19 protein-coding genes are annotated in these 24,843 nt (G+C 46.5%); 13 read left to right on the forward strand and 6 right to left on the reverse strand.

All coding sequences use genetic code 11. The annotated features are described in order from the left end of the window. Positions 1–45 precede the first annotated feature (45 nt). The 4 genes from K339_RS0121340 to K339_RS0121355 all read left to right on the forward strand — a co-directional run bounded on the left by K339_RS0121340 (position 46) and on the right by K339_RS0121355 (position 4,038). Positions 46–1,026, forward strand: coding sequence for a Gfo/Idh/MocA family protein (locus tag K339_RS0121340; RefSeq protein WP_028525421.1), 981 nt, complete (start codon positions 46–48; stop codon positions 1,024–1,026). A 16-nt stretch (positions 1,027–1,042) separates the two neighbouring features. Continuing rightward, positions 1,043–2,443, forward strand: a complete 1,401-nt coding sequence (locus K339_RS0121345; RefSeq protein ID WP_037301438.1) for a purple acid phosphatase family protein — start codon at positions 1,043–1,045, stop codon at positions 2,441–2,443. 263 nt (positions 2,444–2,706) lie between these two features. Further along, positions 2,707–3,153, forward strand: coding sequence for a cold-shock protein (locus K339_RS0121350; RefSeq protein ID WP_028525423.1), 447 nt, complete (start codon positions 2,707–2,709; stop codon positions 3,151–3,153). Between the two features lie 186 nt (positions 3,154–3,339). Further along, a complete protein-coding gene (locus tag K339_RS0121355; protein ID WP_028525424.1) occupies positions 3,340–4,038 on the forward strand; it encodes a DUF2092 domain-containing protein in 699 nt (232 codons plus the stop codon). Positions 4,039–4,081: 43 nt separating this feature from the next. On the opposite strand, the gene K339_RS0121360 is transcribed toward K339_RS0121355, so the two are convergent. From K339_RS0121360 to K339_RS0121370, 3 genes are read right to left on the reverse strand one after another with little or no spacing between them, the layout of a single operon-like run. Further along, a complete protein-coding gene (locus tag K339_RS0121360) occupies positions 4,082–6,496 on the reverse strand; it encodes a hypothetical protein (RefSeq protein ID WP_229598787.1) in 2,415 nt (804 codons plus the stop codon). 17 nt (positions 6,497–6,513) lie between these two features. Beyond that, positions 6,514–7,446, reverse strand: a complete 933-nt coding sequence (locus K339_RS0121365; protein WP_028525426.1) for a metallophosphoesterase family protein — start codon at positions 7,444–7,446, stop codon at positions 6,514–6,516. Position 7,447: 1 nt separating this feature from the next. Further along, on the reverse strand, positions 7,448–8,539 hold the full coding sequence (locus K339_RS0121370; RefSeq protein ID WP_028525427.1) for an acyltransferase family protein: 1,092 nt from the start codon (positions 8,537–8,539) through the stop codon (positions 7,448–7,450). A gap of 102 nt (positions 8,540–8,641) precedes the next feature. On the opposite strand from K339_RS0121370, the gene K339_RS0121375 reads away from it, so the two are divergent. The 6 genes from K339_RS0121375 to K339_RS37620 all read left to right on the forward strand — a co-directional run bounded on the left by K339_RS0121375 (position 8,642) and on the right by K339_RS37620 (position 17,168). Next, positions 8,642–11,221, forward strand: a complete 2,580-nt coding sequence (locus K339_RS0121375; RefSeq protein ID WP_028525428.1) for a family 20 glycosylhydrolase — start codon at positions 8,642–8,644, stop codon at positions 11,219–11,221. A gap of 92 nt (positions 11,222–11,313) precedes the next feature. Further along, a complete protein-coding gene (locus K339_RS0121380) occupies positions 11,314–12,174 on the forward strand; it encodes an ROK family protein (RefSeq protein ID WP_028525429.1) in 861 nt (286 codons plus the stop codon). A gap of 49 nt (positions 12,175–12,223) precedes the next feature. Next, complete coding sequence (locus K339_RS0121385; RefSeq protein ID WP_028525430.1) at positions 12,224–13,477, forward strand: sugar MFS transporter; 1,254 nt, start codon at positions 12,224–12,226, stop codon at positions 13,475–13,477. Then, positions 13,478–14,641 carry an AraC family transcriptional regulator gene (locus K339_RS0121390; protein WP_028525431.1) on the forward strand — a complete coding sequence of 388 codons (1,164 nt, stop codon included), beginning with the start codon at positions 13,478–13,480 and terminating at the stop codon, positions 14,639–14,641. It abuts the gene before it with no gap. Between the two features lie 143 nt (positions 14,642–14,784). Then, positions 14,785–15,630: an energy transducer TonB gene (locus K339_RS36155; RefSeq protein WP_051398156.1), complete on the forward strand. Its 846-nt coding sequence runs from the start codon at positions 14,785–14,787 to the stop codon at positions 15,628–15,630. A gap of 32 nt (positions 15,631–15,662) precedes the next feature. Beyond that, entirely contained in the window at positions 15,663–17,168 is a 1,506-nt protein-coding gene (locus K339_RS37620) for a 3-keto-alpha-glucoside-1,2-lyase-like domain-containing protein (protein ID WP_064751000.1), read from the forward strand. 134 nt (positions 17,169–17,302) lie between these two features. Here the strand turns inward: K339_RS37620 and K339_RS0121410 are convergent, their stop codons facing one another. Continuing rightward, entirely contained in the window at positions 17,303–19,630 is a 2,328-nt protein-coding gene (locus K339_RS0121410; protein ID WP_028525432.1) for a hypothetical protein, read from the reverse strand. Between the two features lie 25 nt (positions 19,631–19,655). Continuing rightward, positions 19,656–20,873, reverse strand: a complete 1,218-nt coding sequence (locus K339_RS0121415) for a DegT/DnrJ/EryC1/StrS family aminotransferase (RefSeq protein WP_051398157.1) — start codon at positions 20,871–20,873, stop codon at positions 19,656–19,658. 116 nt (positions 20,874–20,989) lie between these two features. On the opposite strand from K339_RS0121415, the gene K339_RS0121420 reads away from it, so the two are divergent. The 3 genes from K339_RS0121420 to K339_RS0121430 all read left to right on the forward strand — a co-directional run bounded on the left by K339_RS0121420 (position 20,990) and on the right by K339_RS0121430 (position 23,673). Then, on the forward strand, positions 20,990–22,297 hold the full coding sequence (locus K339_RS0121420) for a hypothetical protein (protein WP_028525434.1): 1,308 nt from the start codon (positions 20,990–20,992) through the stop codon (positions 22,295–22,297). Positions 22,298–22,579: 282 nt separating this feature from the next. After that, positions 22,580–22,972 (forward strand): hypothetical protein, encoded by a 393-nt coding sequence (locus tag K339_RS0121425; RefSeq protein WP_157607682.1) that lies wholly within the window; start codon positions 22,580–22,582, stop codon positions 22,970–22,972. A 224-nt stretch (positions 22,973–23,196) separates the two neighbouring features. Further along, entirely contained in the window at positions 23,197–23,673 is a 477-nt protein-coding gene (locus K339_RS0121430) for a hypothetical protein (RefSeq protein ID WP_157607683.1), read from the forward strand. An 89-nt stretch (positions 23,674–23,762) separates the two neighbouring features. Here the strand turns inward: K339_RS0121430 and K339_RS0121435 are convergent, their stop codons facing one another. Then, the gene (locus K339_RS0121435) at positions 23,763–24,710 is read right to left on the reverse strand and encodes an RpnC/YadD family protein (protein ID WP_028525437.1); all 948 of its coding nucleotides are present in this window, start codon (positions 24,708–24,710) and stop codon (positions 23,763–23,765) included. Positions 24,711–24,843 lie beyond the last annotated feature (133 nt).

A 24,843-nucleotide genomic window follows, 5' to 3' on the forward strand; every position in this document is an offset into this window, starting at 1 on the left:
ATAAGCCCAAAAATTTTAGCATATTCATTGAAAACTTTCGCTTTTATGGAACATATCAACTGGGGAATGATTGGTTGTGGCAACGTAACCGAAAAGAAAAGTGGGCCTGCTTTTAGCAAAGTGCCGCACTCGTCGCTTGTGGCTGTCATGGGCCGCGATGCCCAAAAAGCCGCCGATTATGCCCAACGCCACGGTGTGCCCAAATGGTACAACGATGTCGATGACCTCATCAACGACCCCGACGTCAACGCCATTTACATTGCTACTCCGCCCAACGTTCACCTCGAATATGCCGCTAAGGCCATGAAAGCGGGCAAGGCCGTGTATGTAGAAAAACCGATGGCGCTCACTGCCGACGAATGCGCCCAAATGAACCAACTCAGTCGCGAAACGGGGGTGCCGTTGTTTGTGGCTTATTACCGCCGTCAGTTGCCTTATTTTCTTAAACTCAAAGAGTTGGTGGACCAAAAGGTGATTGGCGATATTCGTTTGGTGAAAGTTCAAATTCATTATAACCCTTACTCCGAAGAAATTGGTGACGGAGCCCAACCGCGTTGGCGCGTTGACCCCGCGATTTCGGGTGGAGGGCATTTCCACGATTTAGCATCGCACCAGTTCGACTTGTTAGAATACATTTTTGGACCTATTGCGTCGGCCAAAGGCATTAGCAGAAACCAAGCTGGACTGTACCAAGCCGACGACATTGTAGTGGCCTCCTTTGAATTTGAGTCGGGTGTATTGGGAACGGGCAGCTGGTGCTATACCCTCAACCCCGAACAACGCCTCGACGAATCGGAGTTGATTGGTTCAAAAGGAAAAATCATTTTTTCATTTTTCGAGCGCTTCACCATTCGCGTTGAAACCGCCGAAGGCACCGAAACCTTTGAAATACCGTACCCTGAACACGTTCAACAACCCCTCATTGAAACAATTGTTCAGCAACTCAGAGGTGAAGGTTCCTGCCCAAGCACGGGTGAATCGGGCGCGCGCGCCAACCTTATCATGGATCAAATTGTACAATCATAAGTCAGTGACCTTTACTATGAAAGTTATCCAAAACTCAGGCGTTTTTGGCCTCCTACTAGGTAGTTTTTTAGCCCTAACGAGCGCGGCACAAACGCACAAACCTTACACGCCAAGCCCTTATCCCGACCGCGTTATTATGGGTTGGCAGGAAAACAACGCCGCCACTTCGCAATCGGTCAACTGGCGAACGGATTCTACCATTGTTGCGGCCATTGGCGCCATTCATGAAGCCGATGCTTCGCCCGATTTTGTCAAAAAAGCCACATTGGTACCTGCCACGACCGAAACTGTTGTCGTGGACGGCAAGCGTGTGCTTTATCATACGGTTCATTTTACCAACCTCAAACCCAACACCAAATACAGTTATCGTGTGGGGGCGGGCGAATATTGGAGCGAGTGGTTTCATTTCAAAACCGCCAACGACCAAGCCGTGCCATTCTCATTTTTGTATTTTGGGGATGCCCAAAACGACATTCGTTCGCTCTGGTCGCGTACCATTCGGGGGGCGTACTCGGCCATGCCTTCGGTGAGTTTGATGATTCATGCAGGAGACCTCATCACAACCTCCAACGCCGACTGGCAATGGGGCGAGTGGTTTGAGGCTGGGGGCTGGATCAACGGCATGGTACCAACCCTGGCCAGCCCAGGCAATCACGAATACTTCCGTGACCCCGCGACAAACAAATCGTCGTTGTCTATCCACTGGCGGCCTTCGTTTGTTTTACCAGAAAATGGCCCAACAAGCCTCAAAGAAACCGCTTATCACTTTGATTATCAAGGCGTACGTTTTGTTTCTTTAAACTCCCAAGCCGCCTTACTTGATGCTAATGTATTGGAAGAACAAGCCAAATGGTTGGTAAGCGTATTGGAGAAAAACCCCAATCGTTGGACAATTGTGACGCACCACCATCCGATTTATTCGACCGCCAACGGACGTAACAACGATGAGTGGCGTTTAAAAATGGAGCCTATTTACAAAAAATACAACGTCGATTTGGTTTTACAAGGCCATGACCACACTTACGGGCGTGGGCTTAACATGCCTTTGGGACAAAGCCGTAAATACCCCGATGGCCCCATCTATGTGGTGTCGGTCAGTGGGCCTAAAATGTACACTATTGGCTTGCAGGACTGGATGGACAGGGCAGGCTCTAACACGCAGTTGTACCAAATCATTTCGGTCGATGGCAACAAGCTTTCGTACAAAGCCTATACGGTGGCGGGAGAACTTTACGATGTTTTTGACTTAACCAAAAATGCGGGTGGCCGCAATAAGTTAATCGACACCGCTCCTAAATTAGCGCCCGAACTCCTCGCTTTGCCAGAGACCTACCTCAACCGCTTTACCCCCGAGCAAATCAAGGAGTACGAAAACCGATTTAAGGAATACAAAGCGCGTAAAGACAAGAAAAAATAAAGCAATATAGGCCATCAGAAGGGTGAAATTATCTCTTCCCAAAAGTTTTGAAACTTTTGGGAAGAGATAGTGAAATTATAATGGTATGTTTGTTGTTAGAAAGTCTATCAGCATACCAAACTTCCTGTTTTTGTTCGCTTCCCTTTAGTTGTACAATCACACAAGGCAATTAATCTACGCCGTCAAACCGCATTCTTTAATCCTTTGGTATCTCTGTTACACAATTTAATTCAAAGAAATACCATCATTAAACCAAGTACCAAATGAGCGGATCAAAAACAACATTTACCAAGAAAGAGCGCGAACAAAAAAAAATAAAGAAACGTAAAGGAAAAGAAGAACGAAAAGAAGAACGGTTGGCGTCGTCTAGCAAAGGAAAAGGACTAGAAGACATGATGGCCTATGTGGATGAAAATGGCAATTTATCGAGTGTGCCACCTTCACTTGTAAAAAAACAACCTGAAAAGCCGCGCGAGTATTCGCCCGAGATTCAGAACGCCGAAGAAGATGCTTCGGAGCGCATTGGTAGTGTTCATTTTTTCAACGAGCAAAAAGGGTACGGTTTTATTAAAGACGCGAAGACCAACGAAAGTATTTTCGTACATATCAACGAATTGAAGGAGCCTGTTAAAGAGAAAGACAAAGTTTCATTCCAAATAAAAATGCGCCCCAAAGGCCCCGTGGCAGTTGAGGTCAAAAAAATAGGATAACTTCCCCTTAAAAACATTCCCCAAAGCCGCTAATGACAGCGGCTTTTTTGTTTGAAATTGTCACTGTAACTAATATATTGCCCCGTCAGAAAAATGGTTCTTAAAAAACATACCAATAGAAAGCCATTCACCTGTTTGACAATTATTTATTCGTATTTTTTAATGAAGTATAAGACATTGATGTTCATGAAAAAAAACTTCGCTCTTTTTTCTTTAGCGCTTTTCAGTTTCCAAAGTGTATGCGCTCAAACGGCCAAAGAAGTGTTTGCCAAAAGCCAAAAAGTCTATGAAAACGCCGTTTTTTACCTCGACTCTGGCAAAGTATTTCAGGAATTTTACGACTTACCACAACCTTTTGAAAAAGCGAAGTACTTCAAAACAGCCTACGATAAAAAGGGGCGATTCAATTTTGAATATTACGAAGTTGGTTTGTCAAATTCGCTAATGGTCATCAACCGCAACGCCAACAATGTAGCGCAATATTGGTGGGGAATTGGCAATCCAACCCAAAACAATAAGAAGTTAGAAGAACTTCTCTCATCCGCAGGTGGGGTATCGTCTCGTACTTCAATCCAAATCCCTGCATTACTGCTCACTAACCATAACATTTTAGGGGAAAGTATTTTTTTATCCACCAAAAACCCGCAGTTTGATTCGGACGAAAATATCAACGAGGTACTTTGCTTCAAAATCAAAGGAAGTAACGCGCAAGGAGACGTCACCATTTGGATTTCTAAGGCCGATTACCTTATCAAAAAAGTAATGTCTGACCAAAAAGTTAGCAATTTTCGCGTTAAAAGCACTTTCGACTATTTTTCCTCTTTACCAACAAATTTAGGCAACGGTGTTTTTGAATTTCGTTCCAATCGCAAAGTAAAGATGTAAATTATATACCTTCCCGAAAGTTTTGAACTTTCGGGAAGGTGTTTTACTTCTTCATTAGCCAAATTTCGGTGACTTGTGGGCCTTGGCCGCCCTCACCACACGTCCAAATAAAAGTCACTTTGCCGTCGGCAGTGGTTTTTTGGGGTATGTCAAACTCAAAAAGAGGTTCTTCGCCCGTTTGAAAAAAATCGTGAATCACCGCGCCGTCGTCGGTCACCAATTTCATCCGCGAACGAAAACGCCCCGTGTAAGAAACGCGCATTCGGTAGGTGGCTTGGGGGTCTAATTCATCATAAGCAATTTTCAACGGCTCTTCGTACAGCGTTTTGACCTGCTTCATCCAAGCTCGCGGCGTTACTTGTCCTTTAAAACCTGTTGCCCTGATTTCGTCCACCCACTCTTCCCCAACAATTCCAACGCCAAAACTTACCCTCGGCGACTGTAAACTGCCTGGGTCTTTCTCCCATGAGACATCCGAAACCACCCGATGCCAGCTTTCGGGTGCGCCAAAATGGTCGTAAAAACCTCCCGCGCCTGGGTCGGTGCGGTGGAGCAATTGGTCTATTTTTTGTTGACGTTCGGCTTCACTCGTTAGTTTCTCTATTTTACCCATTTCGTCCAATAACCACGGCGAATCATTAAGCGGAAGGTCAATATTGTCCACAAAATTTCCCCGCCCCGACACCGCCCCGTGGCGTTCAACCGTCAACTGTGCGCCGATACTTTTGAAAAGCGAATCAGCCAAATCGAAACATTTTTGGCGATATTCGGGCAAAATCGGCGCTTTCACCGCCCGTTCCAAAATCAATTTCGCTTGCTGAATCGCCGCCAACGACTTTCCATTTACCGCCCCCCGCAGTGCATCTTTGGCTTGCTGCTCCAATTCGGTTTCGTACAGCAATCGGCGGCGGGTATAAGCATCGTAATACGCCCGAATCAGCCCCATTTGAAAACGAGGATTTTGTAACACTGCCAACGGTGCTTTTTGCTCCATTGCTTGCCATTGCATCAGGGTTCTTTCCACCGATTCGTTGGTCAGTAACAGCCCTCGAAACGTATTTTCGAGCGAAATAAGCCCCTGCGCTACGGTTTCTTGGTAGTCCATTCCAACAAACAAACGCGCATAATCGCGAAGCGTCTCGATAACAGGAGTTTCGGGATTCCAATCTTGGTCGCTCCACACAAATTTATTCACGTCGTCATTGGTACCTTCTGAGTAACTGATGCTCCCAACGCCGTATTCGTCGAGGGCATTGTGAATCGTTTTTTCGTCGTGCGGTCGGGGGTTAATACTTTCACGACCAAGCGTTTGCGCAAAAATCAAATCCCAGTGAGGAACGGGGTATTGAGAACTGTAATTGTGGGTAATATCGGGATAATGCCGAATCGGAATCGACGCTTTGGTGATGCGACGAATTTCTTGCACGGGCATTTTTACCCACGGCCCAAACACCACACCACCAAACCACGGATACCCTCGATTGACCTGTGCAAAAAACGAATCAAACCACTTTTTACTAGGTTTAAATACCTGCGGCGACACCCAGATTTTGGCTTTGGGATGGTATTTTTTCAAAACCACAGACATTTTATCGAGCCACGCAAACATAATATCGGGTTCTAAATCGCCCGGGTCGCCCCCTGGTACAAAGACGTGATCCAGCTTTGGAATGGCCGAAAATACTTTGTGACGTTCTTCCAATTCTAGTTTAATGGAGTCGGGGTGCGTATAATCAGAACCCATGTTGGGATACCACATCCAAACGTCCAGCCCATATTCTTTACAAATCCGCGACTGCTCCCGAATCATGTCCATGGCAGGCAGTTTCATGTGCCCACTTTTCACGTCGTCGTCGGTGCGGGGTGGAACGAGTTCGATGCTATTGGCTCCAAAAAGGGCTAATTCGCGGATGTATTGGTCAAATTGTGCCACCGAAAAGGCGTCGTAGGCATTGGTTTTGGGGCGGTAGCCTAGCTGATGACCTCTCACGGGATAGCGCGGACTCGTAGCTAGTTGTACCTCCTCGTCGATGGTTATTTTTTGCGGGTACATAGCCAATTTTCGGAGCAAACGCCCCACTCCGTACAAAACACCGCGCGCATCTTTACCCACAACCAACACAGCTTGTGAAGCAGGAATAGTCACTAATTTAAACCCTTCGGCTGAGATAGTGGACAGTTTTCGTACCTCCTTTTGCCACGCAGTCGGCAAAAGAGCTACGTCTTTTTCCAGCACAATCACGACCAGCGGTGTTGCAGCTATTGGTAGTTTATCCGTCACTTCCCAGGTCAATTGGGTTCGTTTTTTTACCTCTTCTTGAAGAATTTCAAGGCTTCGGAGCAGTACTTGTTTGTCCGAAATCGAAGTATAAATGCGCGCTTTGGTGAGGTCAATGGGTTTTGCCAAACTCATAAACGCCGTCAAAAAAGCAATCAATAATAGCGGCAGTTTCATCATCTGAAAGGGCTTTTTCGTCAAAATTTCAACACTTTTGGGCGAATCTCGGGGACATCGTAGTCTTTATTGCCTTGTGGAAACCCTACTTCTTTGGGCGAAGGCCCGACCCACTGCGACTTCTTCCCCGACATAGTGATTTTGCCTTTTTTAGAAATTTCAATCACCGTAAACAGCGGATCACGGTAAGGTGCAGTGTATTTTATCCATTTGAAATTTTTATCGACTTCCTCGCTGTAACGAACGCGTCCGTACTCTTCCCCAAGCCATTTGTAAGACATGGAGTTGATACAGACGTACCAGATTCCGTTGATGTTATCGGCGCGGTCGTAGTGAATATGCCCGTAGAAATTAGCAATTACTTTGTTTTTTTTCGCCTTTACATTATGGTTTTCAAGGATTTGTCGAACTTCTTCGGCATTGTCCACCCCGTCTTTGCCTAAGCCTTGGTGCGAGAAAATCACAATCGGTCCTTTGGCTTTGGCGAGTTCGTCGCGTAGCCACGCTATTTGCGGCGGGTTTAAATGTTCTTGGTAGCCCTTCACGTCAGGCGATTTTTTGTCGTTGCCGTCTAGGACGATAAAATTGAAGCCTTTTTGCTCAAACGAATAATATGACGAAGTCATTTTTCGGTACTCCAACGCCTGTTTCAGCGAAAATCCACCGTCCATTTCGTGGTTGCCAATAACATGGTACTTGGGGCCTGGGATGCTATTCCAAAGCTCAAAACCATAGGCATACTTGGGCGCAGGGGTTCCAAAATCGCCCAAATCAACGACAAAATCGGGCTTGGCCGTTTTCATGCTGTCCACAAACGCCGTCAAGCGTTCTTTGGCATCGTGCATGGTCGGAACGTGTACGTCCGAAAGCACCCCAAATTTTACTTTTTGTGCCTCCACTGTGGTTTGGATTCCCCACAAAGCAAAACAAAGGCAAATGAATTGTTTTCTCATATTACAATTTGATAAAAATCTTTTTTCGATACAGCCAATAGGCTGGGACGAAGTTGATGGCTACAAAGAACAGGGCATATAGCCAACTAGCAAGGTTAGGACTCATTCCCATTCCCACCAAAGTATTGACAGCGTGTTCGTTCGGGGTTTTATCACCAAGTTTGGTTCCGTAAAAAAACAACGCCAAGATGTCTCCGAGCACATATACCGAAATAGCATTAGCCCCAAAGATGATTCCCACTTGCGTCCCTTTGGTTTTTCCTAAAATATCAACTGCAAAATACAACGCCCCCAACAGCAAACTCGCAAAACCAGAAGTTACCAGTACGAACGAACTCGTCCAAAGGTTTTCGTTGACAGGAAACCCAAGTCCCCAAAAATACCCCAGCACTGACGAAATCACCCCCGCCGTCATCAGGTAATTGACCTTTAGGTTTGGGTTTAAATCGGTGATTAACAAGTGCCCAGCCAACATCCCAGTGATACCCGAAGCGATTGAGGGCAACGTACTCAAAATACTTTCGGGATCCCAGGTGCCTTGCCACATTTTTCCTGGCAAAAACTTTGAGTCAAACCACGCCACAATGTTTACACCCGGTTCGAGCATTACTTTGCCCACGCCTGGGGTAGGAATGAGCGTTAAGGCCAACCAATAACCTACCAAAATACCAGCGGTTATCCACGCCTGTTGCCGCCAATTGGTATTTAAAAACAAAATTGCACATCCCAAAAACACAAATGCAATACGGTGAAGTGTCCCTGTCCAACGGGCTTCGGCAAAATTAAAATCGGGCATCAGGTTCAAAAACATCCCTACTGCGTAGATTTTCAGCGACCGAACAACGATTTTTTTATACAACTCTTTTTTGTCGCCGTCTTTCTTTTTTGAATAAGCCAGCACAATGGATACCCCAATGACGTACAGAAAAATAGGAGCTACCAAGTCGGTAAACGAAAGCCCATTCCAAACGGTGTGGCGAAGCGTAAAAAAGACGTGATCGCTACTACCTGGGAAGTTGACCATAATCATGGCGGCCACCGTAAACCCACGAAGTGCGTCGAGCGAAATAAGACGGGAGCTTGAAAGAGACATCTTAGTTGGTGTCGGTTAAAGAAAGAATTAAAAATACTGTACTCAGAATGGTATTTTTAATACGCATCAGCGTACTATTAGGGCTACTTAACCTCGGTATTTATGCGTACTATTTCGTCTATCACTGTCTTATGTATTTTTATTTGGTGGCTCAGTGGCTGCAAATCTGCGTCAGAAGGAGCGTTCGATCAAGCAAGTAATATTGCTATTTCGTGGGAATTGACTGACAATTTTGCAGGGCCTAACGATGTTTTTGAAGCAAAATTTTACCTCAAAAACAATGGCTCACTTACCCTCAGCGATAGCGCTTGGGCACTGTTTTTTAACATGGCTCCTCGCCCGCTTACGCCCACGCCTACACCCCAGCTCGCGACCCTGGAGCACATCAACGGCGACTGGTACAAGCTTTCTCCTAACAAAGGATTTCGTCTTGCGCCTGGCGATTCGGTTGCCATTAGCTACCGTGGTACCGAAAGTGTTATCAAAGAAACCGACGCTCCACTGGGGTTATATTTTGTCTTTTATGATGCCAAAGGTGAAGAATCACAAATTGTTCCCATAGAAAAATGTGCGGTGGTTCCGTTTACGCGCAAAGAGCAACTTTTGCGCGGCCCCAATGACCAAGACCCCATCATTACGGCCAGTTTGCGCTACAATGAAAATCTTCAAGTAAGCCCCGTGGCCGCTAACCAATTGCAACGCATTATCCCCTCTCCCATCAGTGTGGTAACGGGGCAAGGTTCTTTTTCATTGACCTCATCCACCCCAATTCACTACGCCGCAGGACTCGAAAATGAAGCCAATTTGTTGGCTCAACGCCTCAAAGAGCTAACGGGTAGCGAGTTTAAAACCAAAAATGCACCAGCCGCCCCCAATACCATTTCGTTGAGTACCACCGCGTTAAATGTCAAAGGAATTAGCAAAGAAGCTTACAAATTAGGCGTGAGTCCACAAGGAGTTTCCATTGTTGGTAGTGACGCTGCGGGCGTGTTTTACGGCACTCAGAGCCTTGTTGCGCTCATTCCAACGGCGGCTTTAGCCCAAAAATCAGGCACCATTGCGTTGGAAGCTCTGCAAATCGAGGATGCTCCTCGCTTTCCATTCCGCAGTATGCACCTCGACGTAGGCCGTAATTTTCAAACCAAAGAGACCATTCTCCGTCAGTTGGATGTGTTGGCATTTTACAAACTCAACCATTTTTTGTTTTACGTAACGGAAGATGAAGGCTGGCGCGTTGAAATCGACGGTTTACCTGAACTTACGCAAGTAGGCGGTCAGCGTCAGCACGTTAAGTCGTACAAAGATGCCGCTTTGCACCCAGGCTACGGCTCTGGCCCTCAGGCTTATGGCAAAGGACGCCACGGAAGCGGTTTTTATACCAAAGCTGATTTTATTGAAATTCTAAAATACGCCCACGCTCGCCACATCAAAATTATCCCCGAAGTCAACTTGCCAGGCCACGCTCGGGCGGCCATCAAAGCGATGGAAGCACGTTATCAACGTTTGATGAAAGAAGGCAAAGAGAAGGAAGCCAACGAATACCGCTTGGTGGATCCCAAGGACGAATCTGTTTATTTGTCGGCACAAAGCTACAAAGACAACGTGACGGATGTGACGCAAGAGTCCACCTACCGATTCTACGAAAAAGTGACCGACGAAATCATCAAAATGTACAAGGAAGCGGGGCTTTCGTTGGATATTTTCCACATTGGAGGCGACGAAGTAGCAGGAGGTGCGTGGACCAAGTCGCCTTGGGCCCAAGACCTGCTCAAAAAAGACCCGAGCATCGGCGAATTTCATAACCTCCACGCGTATTTCATTCGCCGTTTGCTGCCTCGTTTACAAAAACGCGGCCTCCAAGTACACGGTTGGGAAGAAGTAGGATTAACAAAAACCAAAGACGGTGCGCTCAAGGTCAATCCTGAGTTTGCGGGTAAAAATGTGGTTCCGTACGTGTGGAACAACCTCTACGACCCTGATTTAGGTTATCGTTTGGCGAATGCGGGTTATCCTGTAGTGCTGTGCAACGTCACCAATTTTTACTTCGATTTGGCCTACAACAATGAGTCGCAAGAGCCAGGGCTTTACTGGGCTGGCTTTGTCGATACCCGCGACAACTACACTTTTGCCCCGTACGACATGTTTAAAACTACCTATACCAACAATTTTGGCAAACCTTTGGTATTCAACAACGTAGAGCGTTTACGACCCGAGGCCCGCAAAAATATCGTTGGCGTAGAATGTCAATTGTGGAGCGAAACCATCAAAGGACGCGACATGCTCGAATATTATACATTACCCAAATTGATGGGCTTTGCCGAAAGTGCATGGAGCGCCGAGCGCCCTTGGGAAACCATTGCCGACCGCACCACGCGCGAAAAAGCGATTCAGGCAAGCTGGAATATTTTTGTCAATACCCTCGCCCAAAAAGACCTACCTCGCCTTAGCTACCTCAACGGTGGCTACAACTACCGCATTCCGCTGCCAGGGGCAATCGTCGAAAACGGAACATTGAAGGCCAATATCGCTTATCCTGGGCTTCGGGTACGCTACACAACCGACGGCAGCGAACCTACCGATAAGTCAGCAGAATACACCGCCCCTGTCCAAGTAACAGGCAAAATCAAGCTCAAAGCATTTGACGCCGCAGGCAAAGCAAGCCGCACAGTCGAAGTAAAGTAGCTCATTCGTCATTCATCATTCGTAATTCATAGTTACCCACCGCGCGTTCGCTCAAGTAAATACGCAACGTTAACACTTAAAAAGTAGCACCAATGAAAATAGGAGTAGATTTAGGAGGAACCAAAGTAAAAGCGGGAATCGAGTTTAACGGGGAAATTATCCACCAAAACACGGTTTTCCTCCAAGAAAAGGAGTCCATGTCGGCTACTTTAGAGCAGTTGTTTGACCTGATACGTCCCCTCACCCAACATCCCATTGGCAGCATTGGGATTGGTGTCCCCTCAGTCGTCGATGTCGAAAAAGGCATCGTTTATAACGTAGCCAATATCCCTTCGTGGGAAAAAGTAGCGTTACGTGATATTTTAGAAGAAGAATTTAACATACCCGTGTATGTCAACAACGATGCCAACTGTTTTAGCCTCGGCGAGCACCGTTATGGCGTTGCCCAACACTACAATTCGGTCGTTGGAATGACCATCGGAACTGGCTTAGGGTCAGGCATTATCATCGACAATCAATTATACAACGGGAGCAACTGCGGCGCGGGCGAAATCGGTCTTTTGCCTTACCGCGAGCACAACCTCGAATACTACGCAGGGAGCAACTTCTTTGAAGCCATTCACGGCACTACGGCCCTGCTTGTGAGCAACGCCGCCCTCGACGGCGACAAAAAAGCCCTTCGTTTATGGCAAGAATTTGGTGTACATTTGGGTTTTGCCATCAAAGCAGCCATGTACACCTACGACCCCGAAGCCATTGTATTGGGTGGTTCTATTGCCAAAGCTTACTCGTTTTTTGAAGCGGGAATGCGCGAAGCATTGGAGGATTTTGCCTATCCCGAAACCCTCAAAAGAATCAAAATCCTTCAGTCTCAAAACGATGACATCGCTCTCTTAGGTGCTGCGGCGTTGGTATCGCAAGATGCCAAAGTAACGGTGGGCAGTTTGAGATAATGTGCAGAGGGTTGCTCACAACCCGACCAAATCCAAAACCCAAAACCACATGAAAAGAAACACCTTTATTGTTATTCTCATTTTCGTTATCTTCTTCGTTATATCGTTTTTGAGTAATATTCTTGGCCCCATTATCCCCGACATTGTCGATAGCTTCAACCTAAGCATCGGCTTGGCGGGCTTTTTACCGTTTGCCTTTTTTGTGGCCTACGGGGTGGCCTCCATTCCTTCGGGGATATTGGTCGAAAAATATCGCGAGAAAAAGGTGCTTTTCTGGGCTTTTTTGTTGGCATTTGGTGGTGCGTTGTTATTTGCGCTAGTTCCCACGTTTACAGTATCGCTGTTATCGCTTTTTATCATCGGCATCGGCATGGCCATGCTTCAAGTGGTGATTAACCCTCTACTGCGCGTAGCAGGAGGTGAAGCTAATTTTGCCTTCAACTCCGTGATGGCGCAGTTGTTTTTTGGCGGCGCTTCGTTTTTAAGTCCCATGCTTTACAGCTACTTAGTACTGAATGTTCATTCTGGCCAAGAAGCTAACGCCTTTATTTCTACGCTCAACGGCATCGTACCTGCCGAGTTGAAATGGGTTTCGTTGTATTGGGTGTTTGCGGTGGTAGCCCTTTTGATGGTCATCGTTGTAAAAATGGTACATTTTCCCGAAGTGGAGCTCAAAGAAGACGAAAAGATTGACACCCAAAATGCCTTCAACGACTTACTCAAAAACCGCTACGTTTACCTGTTTTTTCTAGGAATTTTTGCGTACGTCGGTACGGAGCAAGGCATTGCTAACTGGACGTCAAAATTTCTGCAAACCTACCACAACGTTGACCCAGCTACGGAAGGGGCTTCGGTAATTTCGTATTTTTGGGGTCTTCTGACAATCGGGTGTATTCTAGGGCTTGTTTTATTAAAACTCTTCGATAGCCGTCGGGTATTGTTGCTTTTCACCGTTGGAGCCATTGTTTCGGTCTTAGTAGGCTTGTTTGGACCACTCGAAATGGCCCTGTATGCCTTCCCAATGAGTGGTTTTTTTGCGTCGGTGATGTGGTCGATTATCGTCTCGTTGGCACTCAACTCCGTTCCTTATCACCACGGGACGTTTTCGGGTATTTTGTGTTCGGGCATTGCGGGCGGTGCGGTGGTGCCCCTCGTCATTGGAGGTTTGGCCGAATTGGTGGGCTTGCGTTTGGCGATGTTGTTTTTGATGATTACTTTGGGATATATTTTGAGCATTGGTTTTTGGGCAAAACCCCTTGTGACCAACGCAACCATTAAAAGTTGGAAAGAACTTTTTTCCTAGATGTACAAAATTATCCTTCTCATCGACTTTGCCGAAGAATACAGTAAAGGCTTACTTCAAGGAATTTCGAAGTACTCCAAAGAGCATGGCCCGTGGATTTTCTGTCGAATGCCCCTGTTTCAGCGCGAAACGATTGGTATCGACGGGATTTTGGAATGGGCCCTCGAATGGGAAGCCGACGGCATCATTGGGCAGTTGTACAACGACCCCAAGATTTCTAAAATCGTGGAAGCGGGGATTCCTGTCATTGCCCAAGACTTCAAGGAACGTTTCAAAGAGATTCCCAACATCACGGGCGACCACTACGAAGCGGGGCACCTGGGAGCCGAATATTTTTTGCGCAAAGGCTTCAAACATTTTGCGTTTTACGGTTTCAAGGACATCGTTTGGTCGCGCGAGCGAGCCGAAGGTTTTGAAGCCCGCATCCAGAAAGCGGGCTACACCGTGCATTATTTTGAGCACGCCATGTCGCGGTCGAGTGAGCTCTGGTACTACAAACCTAGCCCCCTGAGCCAATGGCTCAATTCGCTCCCCAAACCCCTTGCCCTCATGGCTTGCGACGACAACCAAGGGCAGCACATTACGGAAGCCTGCCGTTTGGCCAATATTCGTATCCCCGAAGAAGTGGCCGTACTGGGCGTCGATAATGACGAAATGATTTGTGAATTTTCGGATCCACCGCTTTCGAGCATTGCCCAAGACACCGAAAAAGGCGGCTACGATGCGGCCAAGTTGTTGCACCACATGATTGAACACGGCACGTCGGATTTCTACGACATTTACGTAAAACCAACGCAAGTAATCACGCGCCAATCCACCGATATTTATGCCACCAACGACAAGTACATTGCTTCGTCTTTGAAATTTATTCACCAAAACATCGACAAAAACCTGCAAGTTGATGACGTGGTCAAACAAGTGCCGTTGTCGCGGCGGGCGTTGGAGCAACGTTTTCAGGACATTACGGGCTACCCGATTTATAAGTATATTTTTAATTTACGTATTGAGAAATTTACCCAAAAATTGCTCGAAACTGACATGACGGTTTTTGAAATCGCGCTTGACATGGGCCTCACCGACAGTAAAAATATTGCGCGACAATTTCGGCAAATCAAAGGCTGTACCCCCATCGAATACCGTAATAAGTATTTAGCAGGAAAATAGTTAAACTTTAATTTGAACAAAAAAGCCTTTTTTGGCTCAAAAAAGGTCAAAATTTAAAGAAAAAAGGCATAAAGCGACATTAAAAATAGTGGGAGAATTAAGAAATCAAGGTATTTTTGCCCAAAATTATCTAACCCAGAAATATGAGATTTCTTACGCTACTGACCATACTTACATTCCTGATAAGTAACGCATTACATGCACAATCTACCCCACCCAAAGACAGCACTGGCCATAAAGCGCAAGCCGACAAGCTCTTTTTAGCAGGCAAGTATCAACAAGCCAAAGAACTGTACGAAAAGGCGAAACAAGTAACTGGCAATGAAAACGATGACTACCTCATCATGCAACTCGAAAACTGCGACAAGTGCTTAGGTTTTTGGCGTTCGATTCAGGAGTTATCCAAAGATGCTGACGCCGCCAAAGTAACCATGACCATCTATGAAAAAATATTAGACATTAATCCCAAAGACAGCACCGTACAAGCCACGCTGATGACCAACTATTGGACCCTTGCCAAACAACGCTACCAACAACTCGACTTCCAACGGGCAGGTGAACTCTTTCGTAAAGTGAGTGGCTACCCCCAATCGCCTTATACTGCCGAAGCGAGGGTATTGGCCGATAGCAGCGACATCTACGCCAAAAGCCTCAACGAAGGTTTTATCGCCCCCGACGTGGAAGTTCCTGCCGCCTACGCTTCTGGATTAAAAGGCATCAGCAATGTCATTGCCAACAACATGAAATATCCAGAAAAAGCCGCCAAAGAGAAAATCAGCGGGAAGGTATGGCTAGGCTTTATCATCAATGAAAAAGGGAAAGTAATTCCCGAATCGGTACGGGTCATCAAGGGCATCGGTGGTGGTTGCGACGAAGAAGCTGTTCGCCTTATCAAACTAATGAACAACTGGAGTCCTGCCGTTAAATGGGGCAAGCCCGTTCGTTTCCAAAATACCTTTGGCATCACATTTTCACTGGGGAAAGAGTAAATTTCCCCTCCCTTCCATTTCTATTTCCCACTATGAAAAAACTCCTTTTCCTCGCCCTTTCTTACTGTTATTTACATCAAAGTTTCGCCCAATTTCCCTCCGAAATCGTGGATTTTAAAGCTTACCCTCAAAATCCCGTTTTTGAAGGAACAGGCAAAAAAACGTGGGACGAAAAAATTCGCGAACGGGGGTATATCCTGCGCGAAGGAAATACCTACCACCTTTGGTACACGGGCTACAAAAACGAGCCCAAATCCACCAAATTTCTCGGCTATGCCTCTTCTTCCGACGGGATTCACTGGAAACGCCACCCTCAAAACCCTATTTATAGGTTGGATTGGGTAGAAGATATGTCGGTGGTGAAAGTTAATGGTGTTTATTACATGTTTGCCGAAGGCCGCGACGACGTCGCTCACTTGTTGACATCCACCGACCGCATTCACTGGAAAGAAAAAGGTAATTTGGACATTCGCCAAACCAACGGAGCGCCCATCAGCAAAGGGGCTTACGGGACGCCTGCAATCTGGTACGAAAACAAAACTTGGTACCTCTTTTACGAGCGGGCTGACTTGGGAATTTGGCTCGCAACCTCCAGCGATTTGAAGGTTTGGAAAAACGTGCAAGATGAGCCTGTGATTGCTTTAGGGCCTGATGGGTACGACAAATTTGCGGTAGCAATGAACCAAATCATCAAATACCAAGGAAAATATTATGGCTATTACCACGCATCGGCCTTTAAAGATTGGCGCGAATGGAGCACCAACGTGGCCGTCTCTAATGACCTCATTCACTGGATAAAATACGACCAAAACCCTATTCTCGGAAGCGACAAATCGAGCGGGATGGTGGTAAACGATGGTAAACAATTCCGTCTATATACCATGCACCCTTCGGTACAATTACACACCCCAAGCCCGTGGGAAATGCTGTTTGACGGTACCTCTACCAGTAAATGGACTTCGTCCAAAAGTGATCAGTTTCCCAAAGAAGGTTGGGGTATCGAAAACAATGAATTGGTGGTCAACAAAGGCCGAGGGGAAAGCAAGGCCGTAGTGCGGGGCGGCGACATCATTACCAAGAAAACGTACACGCAGTTTGATTTAGAATTTGAATTTAAACTCGCCCCAAGTGCGAATACGGGTCTCAAATATTTTGTCAAAAAATACCCCAATGGCGCTATGCTAGGCCCAGAATATCAGCTCATTGACGATTTAGGGAACAAGGACATTGCCAAAGATACTAATGATAAACGTCGTACGGCGAGTTTGTATGAATTGATTGAGCCTAATTCGCGCCAGCAAAAACCGATTGGTGAGTGGAACCGTGGACGGATTCGAGTAGAGGGCAAACGCGTAACGCACTGGCTCAACGGCGTAAAAGTGGTGGAATATACCATTGGAAGCCCTGAATTTAAGGAAGCTAAGGCGGCTAGCAAGTTTAAGGAAGTGGAGGATTTTGGAATGCCTGGCGGGCATATTCTCCTTCAAGACCACGGTGACGAAGCGGCTTTCCGTGCGATTCGGATTCGGGAGTTGTAATTGTTTGTGCCATTCATTTTAAAACACATAGATCACATAAGAATATACACATAAGAAAACATAAGTTATGGCTATGTATCTACTGTGAAAATTCTAAGTGTTCTATGTGTTTATCCGATTTTCTAGCTCATAAACTACTGCTTCAACAACCAAACATCCGAGATTTTGGATTGTTTCCGCCAGTTCAAATGTGACTCCTCGGGTTCATCAAACGTAACGTGCAATTTACCGTCTTGGGTCAACGTCAAGGGCACAATCCATTCTTTAACGCCATTGGGTTCACGGCTGTACGTAATCGGCTCCAAACGACGCCCATCCACGCGCAACAACGCTTCTCCTGACCCAACCACCCGAACAATATAACGCGCATCCATTTGGAGGTTATCGTACTCTAAATCAGGACATTTCTGAAACAACTGCGCCGACAAACGAGTCCGACTGAAACCATCTTCCCACCATGCTACGTCGGTTGCATCTTCGGAAACGGTCTTCACGCGGGGACCTTTCGCTACGCTCGACACGTCGTCGTAAAAACTTCCTTGACCTGGGTTTTCCCACGTGGCTATGTCTTTCAATCTTGCTTTTTTGGCTTCCTCCGAAGGTAAAGCTGACACTTTTTTAAACTCATCGGCCAACCACCAACGGTTATTGAGCGGATAGTCCACAAAATCGAGCACACAACCACGCTCATAGCCTTTGGCATTGTGTTTCTTGACGCTCGTTTGCAAACCAATTGATGTGAATAAATCGGCACACAATTGCTCTATTTTCTGACGTAACTCAGGCGCACAATTTTGTTGGTCAGCCCGATTTACTAGCGCCAACGCCTCGTTCATGGCTTTTTCAGTGCCTAGCTCTGTTGCCTGAGAAAGCACTCCATTCGCCTGTTTTTCAAGCGATTGCTCATACACCAATCGACGGCGGGTGTAGGTATCGTAATTGGCACGTAGCAAAAGCATCTGCCAACGCCAATTGTTTTTCAAGGCAGGGTTAGCCGTTTCCAGCCCTTTCCAGAAAGTAAACGTAGCCTCTACCCCGCCATTTTGAACCAACGGGCCTTTCCAGTTATTTTCGAGGGCCGCAATCCCGTCAGCAGCGCTTTCGGCGGCGGTTTTTCCAAAAAAGAAGCGGGTATAATCCGTCATAATTTCACGTACATCCATCGTGGGATTCCATCCTCTCATGCTCCATACCACCTTGTTGACGTCGTCGTGACAGCCATCCGAATACGACACAAAGCCGTCGGTAAAAGGAGCGTACGTTTGGTGGATTTCGGAGAACGCGTAAGGTCGCGGATTGGACGCTTCGCGACCGAGGGTCAGCGCGTAGGCTTGGTCCCAACCGCGCACAGGAAACTCACAGCGAACATTGTGCGTGATGTCGGGGTACTGGCGGTGTTGGTATTTTTTTGGCAAACGAAAACGCGTTTCAGCCATTGGCGGACTTCCTGGCCCCGACACCACGCCTTGCAGCCAATCGGGACTATTTTCGGCCAAATAGCGGTAAAAATAATCAGTTTGCTCCACGCTAAAACCCTGTAATGACACCCACACTTTCGCTTTGGGGTGGTACTTCGTCAGTAATTGGTGTAAGTCTTTCAAAAAAGGCAAAACCAATTTTGGGTGATTGTCACCTGGGTCGCCACCTGGCACAAAAATATGGTCGAGGCGAGGACATTTTTTATAAAACTCTTCGTGCAATCGCAATTCGGCCGCACGCTTGTCGGCATCGGTCAGCTCAAATGTCACGGGCGTCCATACCCAGTAATCGAGGTCATATTGTTGGCATAACTCCCCCATTTTTACCCGCATCTCCGACGCAGGAATTTTAAAATGGGGATTGGGTTTTTCATCTTCGTGAAACGGAATTCCTTCCACGGCGTTGGTGCCAAAAATCGCTAATTCTCTGAAATGTTGATCAAACTGCCCCACCGTCCACGCGTCGTACGAATTGGCGGTATGGCGATAGCCGAGTTGGTGTCCGCGAATCGGATAAACGGGTGCCGTCGCTACGTCGGTATTAAGTGCGAGCAACGCATTCCCCGCCGACATCTCCAAATGGCGCAGCACCCAGCCCGTTCCAAATAATACCCCACGGGCATCGGCGCCAATAATCCACACCACGTTTCCGTCGGCCACCACCCGAAAACCTTCCGCCCGAGTCTCAGCCGCATCGCCTGCTTTTCGGGCAGGCAGCGCTTTTCCGAACAGTTCACGATCGCTCGACAGCGCCATTGCCACCGTTACTCCCGTTTTGGGCCAAGCCGCAGCGGGTTTGAGCAGCAACTGCGTCCGTTTGTTTATTTCTTCCGTGAGAACTTTAGGCGCCGTCTCACGCATAGGCACTGGCACTGACGGCGACACCAAAATTGTGGCATTTTTGAGGGATAACGATTGGGCATAGGTCGAAAACATTCCACCCAGCACCGCTATCAAAAGCAGAAAAGTACGTTGTTTAAACATGAGTTGAGAAATGGTTGGTGAATGGTTATGCTTCGCGTTTTACTTTCAGAATCGCTTCGGCAAACGACTCCATGTCTTCCTTTGTTCCTAACATTCCGTGTTGCAAAATCCACACCCCTTCATCGCTACACGCGTGTTCGGCCACGGGGCAATGTACTTGGCTGTAATCCACGTAGTCGGGGATGGCATAACACATAAAGTTTTTGTTTTGGAACAACGGTTGCTTGTACAACGGATGCGGGTATCCTCTAAAACAAGGGACACCCTCAGCCGCCAAACGCTCCACAAATTCCACTTTCGACAACCCATTAAAATACGTTTTGTCGTACTTGATGATGTACAAATGGTAACAGTGACGGGTTTCGCCAAAACCTCTTTTCAAAGGAGTAATGCCTTCAACATTTTCCAGTAATTGATTCAAATACAACCCATTGGCATCGCGCACGAGGGTTTGTTGTTCCAAACGCTTCAATTGCGCCGACAACAACACCGCTTGCATTTGGGTAATGCGGTAGTTACAGCCTGGGTTATAATGATCGTACCACTGCCCGCCCTCAATGCGACCGACGTTGCGCAAGGAGTGCATCATGGCGTACAGTTCGTCGTCGTCGGTGACAACGATGCCACCTTCACCCGCCGTTAGGTTTTTGGAAGACTGAAAACTGAAGCTCCCTACGTCCCCAATTGCCCCTAGTTTTTTGCCTTTATACTCGGCACCGTGGGCGTGCGCGGCGTCTTCGATAACGCGCAGGTTGTGGCGTTTCGCAATGTCCATAATCGCCTCCATGTCGCAAGCTTGCCCGCCAAAATGTACGGGAATAATCACTTTGGTGCGAGGCGTGATGGCAGCTTCGATGGCAGCGGGGCTAATGTTATACGTTTCGGGGTCAATATCAACAAAAACAGGCACACAGTTGGCCTCAATCACCGTCGATGCCGTTGCAATAAACGTATAAGGAGGAACGATAACCTCATCACCAGGCTTCACACCACAAGCAATCAGGGCCAATCGCAGCGACACCGAGCCATTGACACAGCTAATGGCGTATTTACTACCGCAATAAGCCGCAAACTCTTTTTCAAACTCCTCTACCGAATCACCGCAATCAGGGTTACCCCATTTGCCACTACGGACTACTTCAGCGACGGCTTCTACTTCTGTTTCGTCAAAAATCGGCCACGCAAAACTCTTTTTGACAGTCTTTTCTGTTATTTCCACGGGTGGGAGGTTTTTAATGTTCATCGGATAATTACAATACTGACTAGCTAGTTTTTTAGACTACTCAAATAGCCTTTTTCAAGGCCAAAAAGGTATATCTAAAAACGATACTAAACCCTGATAAACACCTTTCTTATCCAATGAAAAACAAACAACTTTACTTCCCCATGCTCCTCGTGGCGATGTCGCTCGGAACCGCTTGGGCCATTCGTGGCCAATTCGGACACGAGTACGGGGCTGCTTGGGCGGGGGCAGTGGGCACCCTTAGCATTCTATTTGTTGCGCGACGCACCGACTGGTACGCCAAACTCTTTGCTGCTACCCTCGCGGGGGCCATCGGCTGGGGCTTGGGCGGAATTGCCAGCTACGGAATCCTTGTTGGCTACGGTCGCGGCGACGATTTTGTCAATGTTTACTACGGCCTTCTTATGTTGTTTGTCGTGGGTGGCCTATACGGCTACGTGGGCGGTGGATTATTTGGATTAGCCCTCACTGACAGCCCCCAAAATCCCGTCAAGTGGCACGAAGTGATTGTCGAGATGGTCGTGGGAGCGGCCGTTGCCTATTTTTTCCTCATTGAAGAATTTGAATGGTACATGACCCCTCCCCGCTCCGAAATGTGGGCGGCTGTATTTGGGGCGGCAGCAGCCCTGACGTGGTACCTCGTCCGCAACAACTACACCTCTGCCCTGCGCGTAGCGGCATTTTCGGGACTTGGCGGGGGCTTTGGGTTTGCGTTTGGCAATTTCTTACAAGTGTTGGGCGGCCTTACGGAGATTAAGTTCAATTTCTGGAACGTGATGGAATATTCGTTGGGCTTTTTTGGGGGATTAGGCATGGCCTACGGCACGTTTACCTCGGATTGGGAACGCACCGCCGACACCCAACCCAAGTCCAAAACTTGGTTTCCGTTGCTGATGTCCATGCTCTTTATTCCTTACGTGGTATGGGAACAATCGTTTTCGGTCGAGCGCCTGCAAGGCATCTTTAGCAAACTCGAATTTGCGCCCGAAAGCGACATTTACCGTACGGTGCAGTTGGTGGCGTTGGCGTTTGTTTTATTGATGGCTGCGCTGTGGTGGGTGCGCTATTACCTTACCAAAACCAATCCTCTCTCCTACTCCGCTTCCGAAGTGTATGCCTTGTTTTTGGGACATTGGGGGCTGTATGTGGTATATAGCCTGCTGGTAACGGGGGCATTTTTGAGTACGTACCGCATCGAACAGTACCTCTATATCGTCAATTGGGTGATTGTGGCGGTGCTGATTCGTAAAGCCGAGGTCAATTTTACACCGCGTACCATCGACCTATCGAAATGGGGCAAAAACTTTGTGCTCGTTATTGCAAGCATTGCGCTCCTAACGCTCATTTTGATTAGTTCACACGGAGAGCTCAAAAATAGCCATAAGCGTTTTGGCGCTCCGCCACCTGTGGAGGAGAAGAAATAAAGTTTTTTTTGCAAAAAAGCGTTGGGCAACCGACGCTTTTTTTGTTTTATTAGTAATTGGGTGGAATGCTCGGGATGTTAGGGTTATTTTATCTTTGCCTAATACAACGTCAAAACAAGGACAGTTTGACCGAGTTTACAAGACAACTGCCCCCCAAACTGGTGCTGTAACATGGAACGTTGTGGAGTGTAAAGGAGGGGCATCTGAATTGGGCTCTCGCCAAGGATATCAGCAGTGTTTGAGTTATTAGTCAAGGGGAATGGAAAAATAAACTAAGCGCGTATGAAATGGATTATTGTCACCTTACTAACGGCATTCCTATCGGGTTGCTTTGTTTTTGGATACACCCGTCAAATGAAAATCACTCTTACCAATGAAAGCGGATTGGAAATAGAAAAAGTCGTTATCAAGTTTTTCAATTATGAATTCCCTGCTTACCGTGGAGATTCTATCGTTATAAAAAATCTCCAAAATCAGAAAGTAATGAATGTCTTGTATAATTTAGAGCAAGTAGAAGGTTTTTCTGATTTGAGTTGCAAAGTGGTTGTAAAATTTAAAGAAATACAGGCTCCAGTACTTGAACGCTCTCTCTTTACGGTTGACTTACGGCGAATCAATGCAAAAACTCCCATTATGGTAACTATAAAAAGTGACACGCTCCTTAGAAATTATTGATTATGTTATTAGCAAATAAGCAAATTTCAAGTGGTTGCTACGTTACACTTCTCTGTTTTTTAGTATTTGTTAGAAGTAATTCAGCCTATGGACAGAAGGAAAATTATTTCATAGATTACGGCTCTACTCAGACTTATGGAGTGGTCAGAAACTCACTTCATTACAACGACAAAAACACTCATTTTAGAGGCGGGTTCAGCTTAGGATTGGGCTGGACAAACAAAATGAAACATCACAGACATTGGCATTGGTTCTGGAATTTTTCCTATAACCAACGCCGTTTTGAACTCAATCGTTTACAACCTTACAGTGGTTCCTCTGCCGTTGTTTTACTACAAAGAGATACAAGGGGGATTGAAGTTGCATGGGGAGCAATGCGCAAAACCCCCGTCTCGCCCATGGTTATTATTCTAACTACAGGTGGCTTAACCCAAGATGTGATTGGGAAACAGTATCAGCACTGGAGGGATGATTTTGGAAATACGATTGAAACTCAGACGTTCGGTGTAGGTAGTGCTACCTTCAGAAATCGGGCTTTTTTACGGGCTGGCGTAGAATTAAAAGTGATTCCTAGGTATTCTTTGGTCATTGAGTCTAGCCTTTCATCGGAAATTAAGGCGGCTTTTGTCAAAACAATAGATAAAGTAAACCCCGTTTCATTTGGAGTACATTTTCGGGTCGTCAAGATGAATGCCAATTGACAAAAAGCATCCTGACGACTTGAAACCTTTGTATATTGCTCACTTCTTGGCAGAGCCAAGCGAGAGCGCAGAGGTCACAACGTGACGTTTTATTTTTGTGATACCCTCAATTTCTGCACAGCTTCGAGGCTTAGCCCTGTCAAAGAGGCTATTTTGGCATCATCAAAATCAGTCTCGGCGAGCAAAGCTTGTGCAAATGCAATGCTTTTGGCTTCAATGCCTTTTTCAATACCCTTTTCAATACCCTTTTCAATACCTTTTGCGATTCCTTTCTTTTCACCGATACGCCGCTCGCGCTCCAAGACAAATTCTTCAATGCCCATGGTTTTCTTTGTTTTATTGGCCAACAGTGCTATTTCTTCTTCAAATTTATGGTTTTTTTCCACCTCTCCAAAACGAACATAGAGTTTTAAAAAGTTCATCAAGGCTCTGATTTTGTCTTTGCTAAATTGTCGTTCCAAAAGACTTTTGGCCAAAACAAGTTTCTTACTAAACAACTCGTCTTCGGTTATTTTCCCCTTCTTCAAAGCAACCAATGCCGTCAGTACCACCATCGCAAAAGGGTTTTCACTTTTTAAAAGTAAGTCCTCTCGCTGATGCAACACCTTGTAAACATTAAAATCATAGCGCAAACGTGTACCCAAATAGGTCTGTTGAAAATGACTCGGTTTAAAGCCCTTATTGCGGTCGGTCAGAATGGCAAAAGCCGTGACAGGGCGTTGGTATTTGTCGTAGATGCGATAAAAATACTGAAACATACGATGTTCAAAAGTCGCATCACTACTTCCCTGTACTTCGATATGAACCAAAATCCACTGCTCACTCCCTTCTTTGGTAAAAACTTTTACAAGTTTATCCACGTACTTGGGCGAGAAATCGTCGGGGTTTGTCGGAAAAAGCTGTTCGAGTTCTTTATCCAAAAATTCAAAAGGCCGCTCAAAATCGAAGAGTTCATGGGCGTTTTCGAAGAAAAATCTTAGAAAATCGTCAAAAACATCTTCCAAAATGGCTTTCCACAAGCTATCGTCGCGTTTCATACTTCAAACGTAGGCGTAAATTTCAAGATTTACAATCTTGATAGCGCGAGGGTTTCGCTTGTGTTAGCTAGCTATTAACAGATTACCTACCGAGCAATTTTCAATCCAAAGCTAGAAATCCGATAATTTGTGC

Source organism: Runella limosa DSM 17973, assembly GCF_000482465.1.
Taxonomy (GTDB): Bacteria; Bacteroidota; Bacteroidia; order Cytophagales; family Spirosomataceae; genus Runella; species Runella limosa.